The 15,322-nt window shown below is 73.0% G+C and carries 19 protein-coding genes; 9 read left to right on the plus strand and 10 right to left on the minus strand.

Annotated elements, in window-relative coordinates; translation table 11 throughout:
* Window positions 1–2: 2 nt before the first annotated feature.
* Together ACIBO1_RS02620 and ACIBO1_RS02625 are read right to left on the minus strand one after the other, a co-directional pair.
* Window positions 3–467 (minus strand): hypothetical protein, encoded by a 465-nt coding sequence (locus ACIBO1_RS02620; protein WP_396741490.1) that lies wholly within the window; start codon window positions 465–467, stop codon window positions 3–5.
* A gap of 74 nt (window positions 468–541) precedes the next feature.
* Window positions 542–1,411, minus strand: coding sequence for a PhzF family phenazine biosynthesis protein (locus ACIBO1_RS02625; protein ID WP_396740877.1), 870 nt, complete (start codon window positions 1,409–1,411; stop codon window positions 542–544).
* An 81-nt stretch (window positions 1,412–1,492) separates the two neighbouring features.
* Here ACIBO1_RS02625 and ACIBO1_RS02630 point away from each other — a divergent pair, with 81 nt between their 5' ends.
* The 3 genes from ACIBO1_RS02630 to ACIBO1_RS02640 all read left to right on the plus strand — a co-directional run bounded on the left by ACIBO1_RS02630 (window position 1,493) and on the right by ACIBO1_RS02640 (window position 4,645).
* Window positions 1,493–2,803: a magnesium transporter MgtE N-terminal domain-containing protein gene (locus ACIBO1_RS02630; protein WP_396740878.1), complete on the plus strand. Its 1,311-nt coding sequence runs from the start codon at window positions 1,493–1,495 to the stop codon at window positions 2,801–2,803.
* Entirely contained in the window at window positions 2,796–3,422 is a 627-nt protein-coding gene (locus ACIBO1_RS02635; RefSeq protein WP_396740880.1) for a DUF1003 domain-containing protein, read from the plus strand. Before ACIBO1_RS02630 ends, ACIBO1_RS02635 begins: the two co-directional genes overlap by 8 nt.
* Before the next feature lie 74 nt (window positions 3,423–3,496).
* The gene (locus ACIBO1_RS02640; RefSeq protein ID WP_350695970.1) at window positions 3,497–4,645 is read left to right on the plus strand and encodes an Mrp/NBP35 family ATP-binding protein; all 1,149 of its coding nucleotides are present in this window, start codon (window positions 3,497–3,499) and stop codon (window positions 4,643–4,645) included.
* A 16-nt stretch (window positions 4,646–4,661) separates the two neighbouring features.
* Here ACIBO1_RS02640 and ACIBO1_RS02645 read toward each other — a convergent pair whose 3' ends face one another.
* Both ACIBO1_RS02645 and ACIBO1_RS02650 read right to left on the minus strand, forming a co-directional pair.
* Window positions 4,662–5,096, minus strand: coding sequence for a preprotein translocase subunit TatB (locus ACIBO1_RS02645; protein ID WP_396740881.1), 435 nt, complete (start codon window positions 5,094–5,096; stop codon window positions 4,662–4,664).
* A gap of 73 nt (window positions 5,097–5,169) precedes the next feature.
* The gene (locus ACIBO1_RS02650) at window positions 5,170–6,426 is read right to left on the minus strand and encodes a S1C family serine protease (protein WP_396741492.1); all 1,257 of its coding nucleotides are present in this window, start codon (window positions 6,424–6,426) and stop codon (window positions 5,170–5,172) included.
* A 257-nt stretch (window positions 6,427–6,683) separates the two neighbouring features.
* On the opposite strand from ACIBO1_RS02650, the gene ACIBO1_RS02655 reads away from it, so the two are divergent.
* On the plus strand, window positions 6,684–7,358 hold the full coding sequence (locus ACIBO1_RS02655) for an O-methyltransferase (protein ID WP_396740882.1): 675 nt from the start codon (window positions 6,684–6,686) through the stop codon (window positions 7,356–7,358).
* 28 nt (window positions 7,359–7,386) lie between these two features.
* On the opposite strand, the gene ACIBO1_RS02660 is transcribed toward ACIBO1_RS02655, so the two are convergent.
* Window positions 7,387–8,850: a leucyl aminopeptidase family protein gene (locus ACIBO1_RS02660; RefSeq protein WP_396740884.1), complete on the minus strand. Its 1,464-nt coding sequence runs from the start codon at window positions 8,848–8,850 to the stop codon at window positions 7,387–7,389.
* A 142-nt stretch (window positions 8,851–8,992) separates the two neighbouring features.
* The gene (locus tag ACIBO1_RS02665) at window positions 8,993–9,160 is read right to left on the minus strand and encodes a DUF3117 domain-containing protein (protein WP_013283866.1); all 168 of its coding nucleotides are present in this window, start codon (window positions 9,158–9,160) and stop codon (window positions 8,993–8,995) included.
* 191 nt (window positions 9,161–9,351) lie between these two features.
* Between ACIBO1_RS02665 and ACIBO1_RS02670 the strand changes: the two genes are divergently transcribed.
* Window positions 9,352–10,176, plus strand: a complete 825-nt coding sequence (locus tag ACIBO1_RS02670) for a PaaX family transcriptional regulator C-terminal domain-containing protein (RefSeq protein ID WP_131056292.1) — start codon at window positions 9,352–9,354, stop codon at window positions 10,174–10,176.
* Window positions 10,173–10,964 carry an enoyl-CoA hydratase/isomerase family protein gene (locus tag ACIBO1_RS02675; protein WP_396740887.1) on the plus strand — a complete coding sequence of 264 codons (792 nt, stop codon included), beginning with the start codon at window positions 10,173–10,175 and terminating at the stop codon, window positions 10,962–10,964. Before ACIBO1_RS02670 ends, ACIBO1_RS02675 begins: the two co-directional genes overlap by 4 nt.
* A gap of 10 nt (window positions 10,965–10,974) precedes the next feature.
* On the opposite strand, the gene ACIBO1_RS02680 is transcribed toward ACIBO1_RS02675, so the two are convergent.
* Both ACIBO1_RS02680 and ACIBO1_RS02685 read right to left on the minus strand, forming a co-directional pair.
* Window positions 10,975–11,598 (minus strand): hypothetical protein, encoded by a 624-nt coding sequence (locus ACIBO1_RS02680; protein WP_396740889.1) that lies wholly within the window; start codon window positions 11,596–11,598, stop codon window positions 10,975–10,977.
* Window positions 11,599–11,602: 4 nt separating this feature from the next.
* Complete coding sequence (locus ACIBO1_RS02685) at window positions 11,603–12,193, minus strand: DNA-3-methyladenine glycosylase I (protein WP_396740891.1); 591 nt, start codon at window positions 12,191–12,193, stop codon at window positions 11,603–11,605.
* Window positions 12,194–12,302: 109 nt separating this feature from the next.
* Between ACIBO1_RS02685 and ACIBO1_RS02690 the strand changes: the two genes are divergently transcribed.
* Together ACIBO1_RS02690 and ACIBO1_RS02695 are read left to right on the plus strand one after the other, a co-directional pair.
* Window positions 12,303–12,551: a type II toxin-antitoxin system Phd/YefM family antitoxin gene (locus tag ACIBO1_RS02690; RefSeq protein WP_396740892.1), complete on the plus strand. Its 249-nt coding sequence runs from the start codon at window positions 12,303–12,305 to the stop codon at window positions 12,549–12,551.
* Window positions 12,548–12,931, plus strand: a complete 384-nt coding sequence (locus ACIBO1_RS02695) for a PIN domain-containing protein (RefSeq protein ID WP_396740894.1) — start codon at window positions 12,548–12,550, stop codon at window positions 12,929–12,931. The genes ACIBO1_RS02690 and ACIBO1_RS02695 overlap by 4 nt, the downstream gene beginning before the upstream one ends.
* Before the next feature lie 127 nt (window positions 12,932–13,058).
* On the opposite strand, the gene ACIBO1_RS02700 is transcribed toward ACIBO1_RS02695, so the two are convergent.
* Both ACIBO1_RS02700 and ACIBO1_RS02705 read right to left on the minus strand, forming a co-directional pair.
* A complete protein-coding gene (locus ACIBO1_RS02700; RefSeq protein WP_176092467.1) occupies window positions 13,059–13,556 on the minus strand; it encodes an SRPBCC family protein in 498 nt (165 codons plus the stop codon).
* Window positions 13,553–14,308: a DivIVA domain-containing protein gene (locus ACIBO1_RS02705; RefSeq protein ID WP_396740896.1), complete on the minus strand. Its 756-nt coding sequence runs from the start codon at window positions 14,306–14,308 to the stop codon at window positions 13,553–13,555. The genes ACIBO1_RS02700 and ACIBO1_RS02705 overlap by 4 nt, the downstream gene beginning before the upstream one ends.
* Before the next feature lie 144 nt (window positions 14,309–14,452).
* On the opposite strand from ACIBO1_RS02705, the gene folP reads away from it, so the two are divergent.
* Window positions 14,453–15,322 (plus strand): dihydropteroate synthase, encoded by an 870-nt coding sequence (folP, locus tag ACIBO1_RS02710; protein WP_396740898.1) that lies wholly within the window; start codon window positions 14,453–14,455, stop codon window positions 15,320–15,322.

The following is a 15,322-nucleotide window of genomic DNA, read 5'->3' on the forward strand; positions in this document are numbered from 1 at the left end:
GGTCAGCGCCGCCGGACGCGGTGCAGCCGGAACGGCTTGCGGACGGCGCGGATGGCCGGTGAGGGTCGGGGCGGTTCGGCGAGCGAGTCGGCGGGCAGGTCGGCGCCGTGGACGGGCGTGCCGCCGGGGGTCAGCCGGAGCAGTGCACAGTCGTCGGCGGCCCAGCGGGCGACCAGGTCGGCGGTGGCGCCCGGGGCGTTCAGTCGCTTGGCTCCGACCAGCGGGGCCAGGGTGTCCCACTCGTCGGTGCCGGGCCGTACCCGGGTCACCCGGGCGGGCCAGGTGACGATCGCGCCGCCGTGGTCGCCCCGGAGCGTCACCCGGGCCTCGTCGGCCTCGGCCAGTCCGGGCGCGCTCTGCTCCCCCGGGCCGCTGACCACGAACAGGGCGCTCTCCAGGGGCACGCACCACAGGGCGAGCGAGGGTCCGCCCGCCACCGCGACCCAGGCCACCGAGGCCTTCTTCATCGCCTCGGCGACCAGGGGGGTGCTGTCACGCTCGTCGGTCACCACCACATCCTTCCGTACGTGTGCCCGGCCGGTCAGCCGACGAACGGCGGCACCAGGATCTCGCCCCGGGCCACCGGCATGACGTGGCCGGCCACGCTGGCACCCAGCGCCGTGCGACCGGCGGCGGTCACCGTGCAGCTCAGCGTCGACGGTCGGCCCATCTCGACGCCCTGCCGGACGGTGTACGACGAACGTCCCTCGCCGGGCAGCAGGCCGGTGGCGACCAGCCACACGCCGAGACCGAGTGCGGCCGAACCGGTCGCCGGGTCCTCCGGTACGCCGAGGCCGGGGACGAAGACCCGAGCCTGTGCGGTTTGCGTGTCGGCGTTCCAGGAGAAGACGCTCACGTGTTCGATTCCGTACCGCCGGGCCGCCACCGGATTGACCTCGGCCCGCGCCAGCGCGTCGGGGCGTACCGGCAGGAACGGGAACTCCAGCCCGCAGCCGGCCACCCGGGGTGCCGGGCCGAGATGGTCGTCGGCGGCCAGTCCGGCCACCTCCAGCAGCGGCTCCGGGTCGAACTCGGGCCCGAGGGTGGGGGTGCCGCCGGTCAGCGTGGCGCCGCCGTCGGTCACCTCGATCGGCAGGACCCCGGCACCGCACTCCTGGCTGACCTGTCCCGTCCCGAACAGGCCGCGTCGGCTGGCGGTCACCGCCGCACCTACGCTGGGGTGGCCGGCGAACGGCAACTCCTCGGTCGGGGTGAAGATCCGGGCCCGGTAGGTGGCGCCGACCTGGGTCGCGGGCAGCACGAAGACCGTCTCGGAGAGGTTGAACTCCCGGGCCAGGGCCTGCATCTGTTCGGTGGCCAGCCCGTCGGCACCGAAGACCACCGCGAGCGGGTTCCCCGCGTACGGACGATCGGTGAAGACGTCCACGATCTCGTAAGCCAAGGTCGACATGTTGGTAAAGACTAGGCCCTCCGGGCTGTCCGGAAGTGACAGCCGGGCGCTGAGTTCCGCGTACGCCCTAGGCTGGTGCCCGTGAGCACGCCGACCCGGGTCTACCTCGCCCGTCTCGCCGGAGTCGCCGTTTTCGATCCCAACGGCGACCAGGTGGGCCGGGTACGCGACGCCGTGGCCCGGCTCCGCACCGGCTCACGGCCGCCCGAGGTGGTGGGCCTGGTCGCCGAGATCCCGATGCGACGGCGGATCTTCCTCTCCATCAACCGGATCATCTCGATCGACGCGGACGCGGTGGTGCTGGGCAGTGGCACGTTGAACCTGCGCCGCTTCGAGAAGCGCCCGAACGAGTTGCTGGTGCTCCAGGAGTTGCTCGACCGTCGGGTGCAGCTCGGCCCGGAGAACCGGGCGGCCACGGTGGTGGACGTGGCAATGGAGTGCAGCCGCGCCGGGGACTGGTCGCTGACCCGGGTGGCAGCCCGGGAGCAGACCGGCCGGCTGGCCCGTCGGGGCAACCTCCAGCAGGTCGAGTGGGAGAAGGTACGCGGGCTCAGCGGCCTCGCCGAGCCCGGGGGGACCGCCAACCTGCTCGCCGTGCTCGAGGACATGCGCCCGGCGGACCTGGCCAACGCGTTGCAGGATCTGCCGGACGCCCGCCGCAACGAGGTCGCGGCGGCGCTGGACGACCCTCTGCTGGCCGACGTGCTGAGCGAGCTGCCCGAGCGCGACCAGGTGGAGATCCTCACCGCGTTGGGCCGGGAGCGGGCCGCCGACGTGCTGGAGGAGATGGATCCGGACGACGCCGCCGACCTGCTGGGTGAGCTGCCGCCGCCGGAGCAGGACGTGCTGCTCGACCTGATGGAGCCGGACGAGGCCGACCCGGTCCGGCAGTTGCTCAAGTACACCCCGGGCACGGCCGGCAGCGTGATGACCTCGGAGCCGGTCATCCTGCCGCCGGACGCGACGGTGGCGGAGGCCCTGGCGCGGATCCGGGAACCGCAGCTCTCCCCGGCGGTCGCCGCCCAGGTGTTCGTGTCCCGCGCGCCGATGGCCACGCCGACCGGCCGCTACCTGGGCATGGTGCACTTCCAGCGGTTGCTCCGCGAGCCGCCGGCGGACCTGCTCGGTGGGGTGGTGGTCAACGACATCGACCCGTTGCGGCCGGCCACGCCGCTGCCGGAGATCACCCGCCGGATGGCCACCTACGACCTGGTCGCCATGCCGGTGATCGACCTGAACAACCGGCTGGTGGGTGCCGTCACGGTCGACGACGTGCTGGACCATCTGCTGCCCCCGGACTGGCGGGACCGCGACGCCGTGCCGAGCACCCCACCGGAGGCCGCGAACGGCGCGGAGTCCGCCGACGTGAGCACGGAGCGAGTCGATGACTGAGCAGCGGCGCACAGAGCGGCTGGACCTGCCCCGGGAGCCGCGTGGCCTGAAGTTGCCCCGGGTCGACCAGGAGACCTTCGGTCGCTGGTCGGAGGCGATCGCCCGGGGCATGGGCACGGCGAACTTCATCGTCTACATGACGCTGTTCATCACCCTGTGGTTCGTCTGGAACACGCTCGCCCCGACGGCTCTGCGCTTCGACCCGTACACCTTCACCTTCCTCACCCTGGTCCTGTCGATCCAGGCGTCGTACGCGGCACCGCTGATCCTGTTGGCGCAGAACCGGCAGGCCGACCGGGACCGGGTGGCGCTGGACGAGGACCGGCGGCGGGCGGGCATGCAGAAGGCCGACACCGAATACCTGGCCCGGGAGATCGCGGCGTTGCGGATCGCGATGGGTGAGGTGGCGACCCGGGACTTCCTGCGGTCCGAGCTGGCCCGGATGGCCGAGGAGCTGGACGAGGCGGCGCAGCGTCGTCAGCGGTTGGAGCGGCGGCTCCGGGAGGAGTCGGCGGCGCGGGGCGACGACGCCGACCCGCTGGACGAGCCGCGCGACGAGATGGACGGGGACCTTCTCGGGGACGGTCGGCGCGACAGCGACACCCCCCGCCACTCCTGACCCTGGTCATCGACTGGCTCACACCGTCGCCGCTGCCACCGAAGGCGGATCACGACCGACGTAGCATTGCGGGCATGTCAGCTCCCGTCAGCACCGTCCACGACGCCGTCCAGGCCGCCCTGGCCACCGTCAACGACCCGGAGATCCGCCGGCCGATCACCGAACTCGGCATGGTCAAGTCCGCCGACATCGGCGACGACGGTGTGGTCCGGGTCGCGCTGCTGCTCACGGTGGCCGGCTGCCCGCTGAAGGACAAGCTGCGGGCGGACATCACCGCCGCGGTGGGCGCGGTGAGCGGGGTCACCGGCGTCGAGATCGACTTCGGGGTGATGAGCGCCGAGCAGCGTCAGCAGCTCCAGGCCACGCTGCGCGGCGGTGGGGCGTCCGAGGAGCCGGTCATCCCGTTCGCGCAGCCCGGCTCCCGCACCCGGGTGTACGCGGTGGCCAGCGGCAAGGGTGGCGTGGGCAAGTCCAGCGTGACGGTGAACCTGGCGGCGGCGCTGGCCGCCCGGGGGCTCTCCGTCGGCGTGGTGGACGCGGACATCTACGGACACTCGGTGCCCCGGATGCTCGGCGCGGACGGCCGTCCCACCCGGGTCGAGGACATGATCATGCCGCCGGAGTCGCACGGTGTGAAGGTCATCTCGATCGGCATGTTCACCGCCGGCAACGCCGCGGTCGTGTGGCGCGGGCCGATGCTGCACCGCGCGTTGCAGCAGTTCCTCGCCGACGTGTACTGGGGCGACCTGGACGTGCTCCTGCTCGACCTGCCTCCGGGCACCGGTGACGTGGCCATCTCGCTGGCCCAGTTGCTGCCCAACGCCGAGATCCTGGTGGTCACCACGCCACAGGCCGCTGCCGCCGAGGTGGCCGAGCGGGCCGGCGCGATCGCGTTGCAGACCCACCAGCGGGTGGTCGGTGTGATCGAGAACATGTCCTGGCTGGAGCTGCCGGACGGTTCCCGGATGGAGGTCTTCGGTGCCGGTGGCGGCCAGACCGTCGCCGACTCGCTGACGCAGACCATCGGCGCGCAGGTGCCGCTGCTGGGTCAGGTGCCGCTGGACACCCGGGTGCGTGAGGCCGGCGACGAGGGGAACCCGATCGTGCTGGCCGCGCCGGACTCTCCGGCGGCGAAGGCGCTGGGCCAGGTCGCCGACCGGCTCGCACTGCGCCGGGAGTCGCTGCTGGGCAAGCCGCTCGGTCTCACGCCGGCCGGTCGCTGACCGCCCAGGCGCGCCGTCAGGTGATCTCGTCGTAGCTGGCGGCGCGCGGGGCCGGCGGGGACGCCGCCGGTGCGGTGGTGCGCGCCGCCGACGAAGTGGCGGCGGGGGTACGCGGGTCTGCGGCGGTGGCGACGTCCTTGAGGTCGTTGTGCACGCCGGTGACGTCCGCCCGGAGGTTGTCGTAGACACCCTGCAACGGTTTGCGGATCGCCTGCTCGTCTTCCTCGCTGAGCAGGTGCTTGCGGATGAACGCCTTGGGGTGCAGGTCCTCGAGCTGGATGTCGGTGCCGAGTTCCTTGCTGAGGTCGGTGGTGGCGTTGCGCGCCATGTTCCGCAGGTTGCGCACCATCCGCAGGCCGTCGCTGATCACCTGCGGCAGCCGGTCGCCGAAGATCAGCAGCGCCAGCAGCAGCAGCGCGCCGACCTCCCACACGTTCAGGTTCTCGAACACCCCGTCCTCCTCCCCCGGCTACCGCAGCCAGAGTACGCACGTCGGGGGCCCGGCCAGAAGGGGTTCTGCGAGGTCACTTCGCATCCGCCGCCAGCGTGACCGAGGCGTTCTGCTGGTCGCCGCCCCGCCTGTACTCGACCGTCACCACCGAGCCCGGGGCGTACTTGCGGACCAGGGCGATCAGGTCGGTCGGCTCGGTCATGGGTCGGCCGTCGAGCCGCAGGATCACGTCGCCGGCCCGGAGTCCGGCGCCGGCCGCCGGCCCCGCCGGTTCCACCGCGGCGAGGCGGACACCCGAGCCGCCGGTGTTGGCGCCGGGTCCTCCCACCTGAGCGCCGATCACCGTACGCCGGGCCTTGCCGGTGCCGATGATCTCCTGGGTGATCCGCTTCGCCTGGTTGATCGGGATGGCGAAGGCGAGACCGATGTTGCCGGCCTCCTGGCCGTCCGCGACCAGGGACTTGATGGTCGAGTTGACGCCGATCACCCGTCCCGCCGCGTCGACAAGCGGACCACCCGAGTTGCCGTGGTTGACGGCGGCGTCGGTCTGGATCGCGGCGTAGTAGCGCGTCGGGCCGCCCGGCTCGCCGGCCTGCATGGTCCGGTCCAGCGCGCTGACGATGCCCGAGGTGACCGTGTTCGCCAGCGACAGCGGCGAGCCGAAGGCCAGCACCGGGTCGCCGACCGCGAGGGCGTCGGAGTCGCCGAACTCGACCGGGCGCAGGCCGGTACGTGAGACCTTGATCACGGCGATGTCGGACTCCGGGTCCTGACCCACCACCGTCGCCGAGTCGGTGCTGCCGTCGTTGAAGACCACCGACGCCTTGCCGCTGCCACCGGCGACGACGTGGTCGTTGGTGATCACGTGTCCGTCGGTGCTGACGATGAAGCCGGAGCCCTCGCTGGTGCCGCCCACCCCGGCCACCCGGACGGTGACCACGCTGGGCAGGACCCGCTCGGCCACCCCGGCCAGCGACTCCGGCGGGCGCTGGGCGAGCGTGGGGGCGGTCCCGGGTGCGGCGCCGAGCACCGGCCCGGCCGCGCCGCCACGGACCGCGAAGGCGTACCCGAGGGCACCACCGAGTGTGCCGGCGAGCAACGCGGCCAGCAGGGGCACCAGCAGCATCTGGTGCAGTTTCGGGCGCCCGGGCGCGTCCGGGTCGGTGACCCGTTCCGGCTCTGCACCGGCGACCGGTGCCGCCGGCAGCACCACCGCCGTCGGAGCGTTCGGGTCCCGCCACGGGTCGCTGAGCGCGTCGGACCACCACGGTGAGACGCCCGGCGGGGCGCCCTCGCGTGCCGACGAGCCTGCCGGCGGAGTTCCGGGCACCGGCTGTCCCGCCGGTACGCCGCTCGCGCCGGGCTGGCGCCAGTCCCAGCCGTCGGTCACTCGGTGCCTCCCAGTCCGTCCCCCGGTGTCCCGCGATCCGGCGATCGGACGCCGCCCCGATGCCGTCGACGGGATACCGCTTCCAGGATTGCACGGATGTGCCGCATGGGGTCAGCGGTTGTCACTGCGGGTGGACGCGCGGCTGCGCCGGTGGCGGGCCGCCTCTAGAGTCACAGTGCCCACCCGCCCTGCGCATCATGCTCGCCGCCCGGAGGTGTCCCATCGCCACGGTCGCCGGTTCCGGCAGTTCGACGAACCCGGCTCTCCAGTTCGCCGAGTCGTACGTCACCGAGGATCTCGTGCTGCGTACCGCGCGCAGCCTCGCCCGGGAGGTCGGACTCGACGCGGTCACCCCGGGTGCGGGCGCCGCGTTGCGCCTGCTCGCCGCCGCCGGCAACGCGCGGGCGGTGGTCGAGATCGGCACCGGAACCGGGGTCAGCGGCGTCTGGTTGCTGCGCGGGATGCGGGCCGACGGAGTACTCACCACCATCGACGTCGAGGTGGAGCACCAGCGGATCGCCCGCCGGATCTTCACCGAGGCCGGTTTCGTCGCCGGTCGGACCCGCATCATCACCGGACGCGCGCTGGACGTGCTGCCCCGGCTCGCCGACGGCGCGTACGACCTGGTCTTCGTCGACGCCGAGGCGACCGGTTTCACCGCCTGCGTGGAGGCCGCGCTGCGGCTGCTGCGGCCGGGCGGGGTGCTGGTCCTCAACGGCACGCTGGCCGGAGGCCGGATCGGTGACCCGGCCGCGCGGGACGCGGAGACGGTGACGGTACGCGAGACGATCAAGGCCATCCGCGAGTCGGAGCACTGGATCCCGGCGATGCTGCCGGTGGGGCACGGGCTGCTGGCCGCGGTGCGCTGCTGATTCGCGCGCACCGCCGCCGAGCCGTCGGTCAGGAGAGGGTCGCCAGCCAGCGCAGCAGGCCGCGTACGCCCCAGCCGGTCGCGCCCCGGGTCAGCTCCGCGTCGTCGCGGTCGCACCACGACGGCGCCGACATGTCGATGTGCAGCCACTGCTGACGCAGCTCGCCGGTGAACTCGCGCAGGTAGAGCGCGGCCAGCACCGATCCGGCCCCCTGCGTCGGTGCGCTGTGCAGGTCGGCCACGTCGCTGCCGAGGTGCTCGACGTAGTCGGCGGCCAGCGGCATTCGCCAGGCGGACTCGCCGGCCGTGTCGATGGCCGCCAGCAGGTCTGCGGCCAACTGGTCGTTGTCGCTGTAGAGCGCGCCGATGCGGGTGCCGAGCGCGACCGCGTTCGCCCCGGTCAGCGTGGCCAGGTCGATCAGCAGGTCGGGTTTGAGCTCCTGCACGGCGTACGCCAGCACGTCGGCGAGGACCAGCCGGCCCTCGGCGTCGGAGTTGGTGGTCTCGCTGGTCAGGCCGCCGTAGTGCCGGATGACGTCGCCGGGGCGGAACGCCGAGCCGCTGACCATGTTCTCGGCCAGCGGGGTGAGCGTGGTGATCCGGACCGGCAGTCGCAGGGCCGCCGCGCCCAGGGTGGCCGCGACGACGGCCGCCGCCCCGGCCATGTCCTTGCGCATCAGCTTCATCGCCGGCACGGGCTTGATCGAGATGCCGCCGGTGTCGAAGGTGATGCCCTTGCCGACCAGCACCACGTGGGTCCGGGCGTCGGCCGGGTGCCAGTCCATCTCGACCAGGCGGGGGCCGCTGGCCGAGCCGCCGCCCACCGCGAGGATCCCGCCGAACCCCTCGGCGGCCAGCTGCTCCGGCTCGCGTACCCGTACCCGGAGTCCGGGCAGGTCGGCGGCGGCGTCGGTGACCTGGGCGGCGAACCATTCCGGGTTCTTGATCGAGGAGGGCGTGTTGGTCAGGTCCCGGGCCAGCCGGGTCATCTCGGCGGTGGTCCGGGCCGTCGCGACGGCCTGCGCGTACGCGTCGGGGTCGGTGACCGCCAGGTCGACCCCGGTCAGCGTCGGGGCGTCCCGGTCGTCGCCGAGGCGGAAGCGGTACGAGCCGAGCAGCAGGCCCTCGACCAGCCCGCGCACCGCCTCGGGTGAGACCTCCGTCGGCAACGCCACTGTGACATGAGTCTCATCTTGAGCTGCCCGGGCCAGTCCGGCACCCGCCGCACGCCAGGCCGCCTCGTCCGCCTCACCCACACCGAGCAGCAGCAGCCGGGCGGGGGTGCCACCCGGTCGTACCTGGGTGTGGACCTGACCGGGTCGGCCGGTGACCCGGGCCGGCGCGACCAGCGCGGCAGCCTCGTCGGCGACCCCCGTGGGCAGCGGCGCCCCGGTGGGCACCGGCTCGGCCGACGTGTCGTCGTTGCCGGGTCGGACGGGCAGGGCCAGGACGTCGAGCCGGTCCGGCTCGGCGGTCAGACGGATGGCGAGCACGCGGAGCCGTACCTCCTGAGGACGATCGCGGGGCGGCTGCCCGGCGAGATGGTGTGAAGGCCCTGAGCCACCGGCTCAGCCGGTGGCTCAGGGTTTGACGAACCGTCCGCGGCGGCGAGCGTCGCCGACGAACCGGCCTTGTTCAGCCGGCGGCCGCCTTCAACGCGTCACCGAGCGCCGTCGCCTCGTCGGGAGTCATCTCGACGACGAGCCGGCCACCGCCCTCCAGCGGGACCCGCATGACGATGCCCCGGCCCTCCTTGGTGACTTCCAGCGGACCGTCGCCCGTCCGCGGCTTCATCGCCGCCATGTTGTCTCCCCTCAGACCTACACCAGGGTCGGTGGGTTGCCCCACAGCCACTTCGCCATGACCACCCGCAATGTGCACGGGAGGTGTCGACCAACGATTTTCCCTGATGAACACCGCCGGACCCAAACCGAAGCAGCATTGATGTAACAGCATCTAGCTTATCGCGAGATGGCCTGTCACAATGTGCGGTCATGCAGGCACGGTCGGCACTCTTCGACCTATACGGCGACCACCTTCGACCCCGGGGTGGCCGCGCACCCGTTGCCGCCCTGGTGAAGCTGCTGGCGCCGCTCGGGATCGCTCCACCCGCCGTACGGACGGCGGTCTCCCGCATGGTCCGGCAGGGGTGGCTCGAACCGGTCAAACTGACCTCCGGACCGGGCTATTCGATCACACCCAAGGCGGCCCGACGGCTGGACGAGGCGGCCTCCCGGATCTACCGCACCGGTCGGGTCACCTGGGACGGCCGGTTCGACCTGTTGGTGCTCGACGCGCCAACGGCGCGACGTGACCGCCAGCGCCTCGCCGCCAACCTGCGGTATCTCGGCTACGGCACGCTCGACGAACAGACCTGGGTGGCCACCCGCCCGGCCGAGGACGTCGACCTGCTGCTCAGCGAGGCGGGCGTCCGGTTCGAGCGGTTCAGCGCGGCGCACGCCGCCGGCACGCCGGGCGCGATGGGCCTGGTCCGCCGGGCCTGGGACCTCGCCGAGATCGGCCGGGCGTACGAGCAGTTCGTCACCGAGCAGCGCGCCCTGTTGAGCGGAGTCTCCGCACGTAGCGGCGACGAGGAGGCGTACGCGGCCCGGTTCCGGCTGGTGCACGCGTGGCGTACCTTCCTGTTCCGGGACCCGCAGCTACCACCGGCGCTGCTTCCCGAACGCTGGCCCGGCACCGCCGCGGCCGGCTTCTTCGACCGGCACGCGGCCCGGCTCCGGCCGGCCGCCGACCGGTACGTCGAACAGTGCCTCGACGGAGGACACCGGATCGCCCGACAGAAGGGTCGCCACACGTGACAGAGCCGCTACTCGTCGACCGCACGGACGCCGTCGCCACGCTCACCCTGAACCGCCCGACGGCGATGAACGCGCTCGACGTGGCGCTCAAGGAGGCGCTCCGGGACACCCTCGCCGAGTTGGAGGCCGACCGCGGCGTCCGGGCGGTGGTGCTCGCCGGTGCCGGCGGGAACTTCTGCGCCGGCCAGGACCTGCGCGAACACGTGACCACCCTCCAGGAGGGCGCGGGTCGGCCGTTGGACACCGTGGCGCTGCACTACAACCCGATCGCCGCCCGGCTGGCCAACCTGGCCAAGCCGGTGGTGGCGGCGGTACGCGGGATGGCCGCCGGTGCGGGGGCCTCACTGGCGTTCCTCGCCGACTTCCGCGTCGGCGGGCCGTCGACCAGCTTCCTGATGGCGTTCGCCAAGGTCGGGCTCGCCGCCGACACCGGTGCGTCCTGGACGCTGCCCCGGCTGGTCGGCCACGCCAAGGCCGTCGAGCTGCTGATGCTTGCCGAGCCGGTACGCGCCGACGAGGCTGCCCGGCTGGGCCTGCTCAACCGGCTGCTGGACGACGACGAGCAGGTGCTCGCCACCGCCCAGGAACTCGCCACCCGACTCGCCGCCGGCCCGACCGTGGCCTACGGGGCGATCAAGCGTCAGCTCTCCGTGGCCGACGCCGGCACGCTGGCTGACGCGTTGGCCGCCGAGGCGAAGGCGCAGGCGATCTGCGGTGGCACCGCCGACCACCGGGCGGCCACGCTGGCTTTCGTCAACAAGCAGAAGCCGGTCTTCGAGGGACGCTGACCCGGACGGGTCAGTCGTCCTCCTCCGGGTCCTGGTTCGCCTCGGCGCCCAGCACGAAGGCCTGCATGGCCAACTCGTCGCCGGAGGGTGAGACGAAGGCGGGCAGTTCCCGGGGGCCCAACTCCTGCACGTACGCCCAGAACAGCCGGACCGCCTCGGCCGGCGAGTCGGCCTCGATCGGCAGGTCCAGGCTGACCAGCCAGGTCCGCCGCTGCGGCGGCGGGCCGAGCCGGTCGGCCAGCTCGCGGAAGGTCACCGGGTCGAGCGCGGTGACCGGCCCGTCGAGGGTCAGCGTCTCCGCTGGCACCGGCTCGTCGAAGGCCCGCCGGGTGTACGTGACCACCAGCGCGTCGGGCCCCCGGTCGGACTGCGGGTCCTCCGGGTCGTCGGGAGCGTGCCCGGTCGGCACGGCGACCCGGCCCAGCGCCACCAGCCGGGGCGGCTCGTCGGCCAGCACCGCGATCTGGTCGCCGGGGCCGGGCAGGAGGCGGTCGTCCAGGCCGGTCAGCTCCAGCGTGTCGTGGTGCACGAGCCGCTCGGCGTCGTACCTGCCGGGCGGCAGCAGCACCGCCCAGGCTCCGGGGCCCTCCGCGTGGCTCGCGCCGCTGCGCCGGTGCGCGGTGTCGGTCGTCATGTCCTCATCTCATCACGTTCGCCCGGGTCGCCACGACGTGGCAGCCCGCCAGGTGATCGTCGACCATTCCGGTGGCCTGCATCAGCGCGTACGCCGTGGTCGGGCCGACGAACCGGAAGCCCCGCCGCTTGAGCGCCTTGGCCATGGCGGCGGAGGCGTCGGTCGACGACGGCACCCCGGTCAACGCGGTGGGACGGTCTCGGTCGGCGTCCGGCGCGAACGACCAGAGCAGCGCGGACAGCCCCTCCGGCAGCTCCAGCGCGGCCCGCGCGTTCGCGATCACCGCCTCGATCTTGGCGCGGTTGCGGACGATGCCCGCGTCGGCCAGCAGCCTCGCCACGTCGGCCTCGCCGTAACCGGCGACCGCCTCGATCCGGAAGTCGTCGAAGGCCGCCCGGAACGCCGGACGCTTGCGCAGGATCGTCAACCAGGACAGCCCGGACTGGAACGCCTCCAGCGTCATCCGTTCGAAGAGCGCGTCGTCGCCACGCAGCGGGCGGCCCCACTCGGTGTCGTGGTAGACCGCGTAGTCGGGCGTACTCGCCCCCCAGGCGCAGCGGGCCAGCCCGTCGGCACCGATCACCAGTTCAGTCACGGCCCCGAGGCTACGTCGTGGGTGTGACCGCCGCGGCCCGAAGGATCGGCCGCAGCGAGGTGCTGACTGACCCTCGGGCGCAGGTAGCACATGTGCTACGTTTGGCGGTATGCATGAGGTGGGGCTGCGGGAGATGCGGCAGAACGCCAGCGACCTGGTGCGTCGGGCGCAGGCAGGCGAACGTGTGACGATCACCGTCGCAGGCCGACCGGCAGCCGTGCTCGGCCCGGTCAGTCCTCGCACCTGGCGCGAGTGGGACGACCTCGCCGGCGTGTTCGAACAGCCCACGGACCCAGAGTGGGCGGGTGATCGGGACCTGCTCGACAACGCCATCACGGATCCGTGGGTCGAGCGGTGAGTCGCGGCATCCTCGACACCAGCATCCTTATCGCCACCGACGTGACCCCGATTCCCGGCGAGCTGGCCATCAGCGTCGCCAGCCTCGCCGAACTCCAGTTCGGTGTCCTGGTCGCGAAGACCGCCGAGGCGAGGGCGCTCCGGTTGGCACGGTTGAGTGCCATCCAACGTCGATTTGATCCACTTCCCATCGACGACGTGATCGCCGATAGCTACGCACGGCTGGCCGCACGTGTCGTCGAGACCGGCCGCCAACCGCGAGCGAGGGTGATGGACCTGCTCATCGCGGCAACAGCACACGCCCATGACGCCGCCGTGTACACCCGCAACGCCGAGGATCTCGCAGGGCTCGAAGACCTCATCACGATCCACACGATCTGATCTACACGCCGCCCACTGACGAGGAAGCTCGTGGTGCTCGCGGGTCTGCCCAAAGCGGAACAGATCGAGCGCCCACCCCGCCGCCGGACACCGTGGGGCGGCTCAGCGATCGGCGGGGTGCACCGGGTCAGGGTATGCGGCCCTGCTCGACCTGACGGGCGAACCGACGCAGCGCCTGGGTGAGGCTGAACTTCGAGCCGGGCCAGAGCACCGGCCAGGCCGCGCGACCGGCGGTGCCGCCGGGCAGGTGGAACCACTCGTGCCAGACCACCTGGGTACGCCCGCCCGCCAACGGCGTGCAGCGCAGCACGCCAGGACCACGCAGCAGGGTGCCGCAGTGCACCACGCCGATCTCGTACGGCGCGTCCACCCGGACGACCCGCATCTTGTCCCGCAGCACCGCCGGGCCGAGCGCGGTGACCGCCTCGACCAGGCTGCCCTCGCCGCCGTCGCCCTCGACCACCCGCACTCTGGTGAACGGGATCCAGTCGGACTGACGTTCCCAGGCGAGCAGTGCCGCGAAGACCTTCTCGGCCGGGGCGTCGACGATCACGGTCGCGGTGACCTCACCGGCGCCCGGTTGGGCCGCCTGGCGCAGATCGTCCTGCCCCTCCGGATCGCTCACGCCGACTCCGAGCGGACCACCGGCCCGCGAAGCTCGGCCTCCGGCGCGTCGTCGTCGGACGTGCGGCCTGCTGCCTCGACGGGCGGGGCGATCTGCTGATCGCCGGTCGGCGTGACGCCCGCACCGCCGGTCTCGGCGATCTGACCTTCACCGGTCGCGGCGTCGCCGTGGCCGCCGGTCGGCGCGGTCGCCGCCGGGGCAGTCGTCGGCGCGTCCTTGGCCTTCGTCGCGGCGGACACGCCGGTACCGGACGCGGCACTGCCGGACGCAGCGGCGTTCGCAGGGGTGACGGGGACGTCCGCTTCCGCCGGGGTGACGGTGATGTCGGAGACCGACGGGGTGGAGGGGTCGGGTGCGGGCGGGGTGACGTCGGCGGCCGGGCCGGTGGCCAGGCCCACGGACTGCTCGCGGGCGCGCTGCAGGGCGTCGGCCTCGGCCGTCCGTCCGTCGCGCAACGCGGTCACCTCTGCCTCCAGCACCCCGATCAGCTCGGTCTTGTAGCCGATGTCGTACGCCGCCCGGCGCAGCGCCTGGTCGACCTGGGCCATTCGATATCCGCGCAGGGCGGTGTCGAAACGCACTTCGCCGACGTCCGACTCGCGCAGCGGACGGTCGCCGGGCAGCGGCACCGCCCGCCCGTCCGCCTCGACCGGCACCAGGCCGGGATCCCGGCCGGTGACCAGCACCGTGACCCCGAACACCACCGCCGCGACGGCGACCGCCACGACCAGCAGGAGCAGAAGCTGACCCATACCACTGATCGTGGCATGTCGACGGCCCCGGAGCGACCCCACCCGGCGCGCCGTACCGGACGGTGCCCGTGACCTGGCGCGGGATAGCGTCGTGGTCGGCGGCCGGGTGAGCGGCCGGCGGCGTACGGCGATGGAGGAGGCGGCGTGGCCGGGGAGCTGCGGCTCGGTGGACGGATTTTCGGTCCCGACGAGCTGGTGGTGATGGCGATCGTCAACCGCACTCCGGACTCCTTCTTCGACCGGGGCGCGACGTACGAGGCGGACAGCGCGCTGCGGGCGGTGGCCCGCGCCGTGGACGAGGGCGCGCAGATCGTCGACATCGGTGGGGTGAAGGCCGGGCCGGGTGCCGAGGTGGACGTGGCCGAGGAGATCCGACGGACGGTGGACACCATCGCCGCCGTCCGGGCCGCCTTCCCGGACGTGGTGATCTCCATCGACACGTGGCGGGCCGAGGTGGCGGTGGAGGCGGTGGCCGCCGGTGCGGACCTGCTCAACGACACCTGGTCGGGTGCGGACCCGGCGCTGGCCCGGGTCGCCGCGCGGACCGGGGCCGGGCTGGTCTGCTCGCACGCCGGAGGGCTGAGCCCACGGACCAGGCCGCACCGGGCGGCCTTCGACGACGTGGTGGCCGACGTGGTGACGACGGTGACCGGGCTCGCCGAGCGGGCGGTGGCCCTCGGGGTACGTCCCGACGGGATCCTCATCGACCCGGCGCACGACTTCGGCAAGAACACCCGGCACTCGTTGGAGATCACCAGGCGGCTCGGTGAGCTGGCCGACACCGGGTGGCCCTTGCTGGTGGCCCTGTCGAACAAGGACTTCGTCGGCGAGACGTTGGACCTGCCGGTCGCCGAGCGGCTGGAGGGGACGCTCGCCGCCACGGCGGTCTCCGCCTGGCTGGGTGCCCGGGTCTTCCGGGCCCACCAGGTCCGTCAGACCCGCCGGGTACTCGACATGGTGGCGTCCATCCGGGGCACCCGCCCGCCCACGGTGACCCGGCGCGGGCTGGCCTGA

This window comes from Micromonospora sp. NPDC049903 (assembly GCF_044460945.1).
In the GTDB taxonomy this organism is placed as follows: Bacteria; Actinomycetota; Actinomycetes; order Mycobacteriales; family Micromonosporaceae; genus Micromonospora.

Bases quoted from the DNA above. Each gene is read 5' to 3' on its own strand.
- ACIBO1_RS02690 (WP_396740892.1), top strand. From the start codon at position 12,303: ATGCATGAGGTGGGGCTGCGGGAGATGCGGCAGAACGCCAGCGACCTG.
- ACIBO1_RS02625 (WP_396740877.1), bottom strand. From the start codon at position 1,411: ATGTCGACCTTGGCTTACGAGATCGTGGACGTCTTCACCGATCGTCCG.
- ACIBO1_RS02680 (WP_396740889.1), bottom strand. From the start codon at position 11,598: ATGACGACCGACACCGCGCACCGGCGCAGCGGCGCGAGCCACGCGGAG.
- ACIBO1_RS02665 (WP_013283866.1), bottom strand. From the start codon at position 9,160: ATGGCGGCGATGAAGCCGCGGACGGGCGACGGTCCGCTGGAAGTCACC.
- ACIBO1_RS02670 (WP_131056292.1), top strand. From the start codon at position 9,352: ATGCAGGCACGGTCGGCACTCTTCGACCTATACGGCGACCACCTTCGA.
- ACIBO1_RS02640 (WP_350695970.1), top strand. From the start codon at position 3,497: ATGTCAGCTCCCGTCAGCACCGTCCACGACGCCGTCCAGGCCGCCCTG.
- ACIBO1_RS02705 (WP_396740896.1), bottom strand. From the start codon at position 14,308: ATGGGTCAGCTTCTGCTCCTGCTGGTCGTGGCGGTCGCCGTCGCGGCG.
- ACIBO1_RS02620 (WP_396741490.1), bottom strand. From the start codon at position 467: ATGAAGAAGGCCTCGGTGGCCTGGGTCGCGGTGGCGGGCGGACCCTCG.
- ACIBO1_RS02635 (WP_396740880.1), top strand. From the start codon at position 2,796: ATGACTGAGCAGCGGCGCACAGAGCGGCTGGACCTGCCCCGGGAGCCG.
- ACIBO1_RS02655 (WP_396740882.1), top strand. From the start codon at position 6,684: ATGCTCGCCGCCCGGAGGTGTCCCATCGCCACGGTCGCCGGTTCCGGC.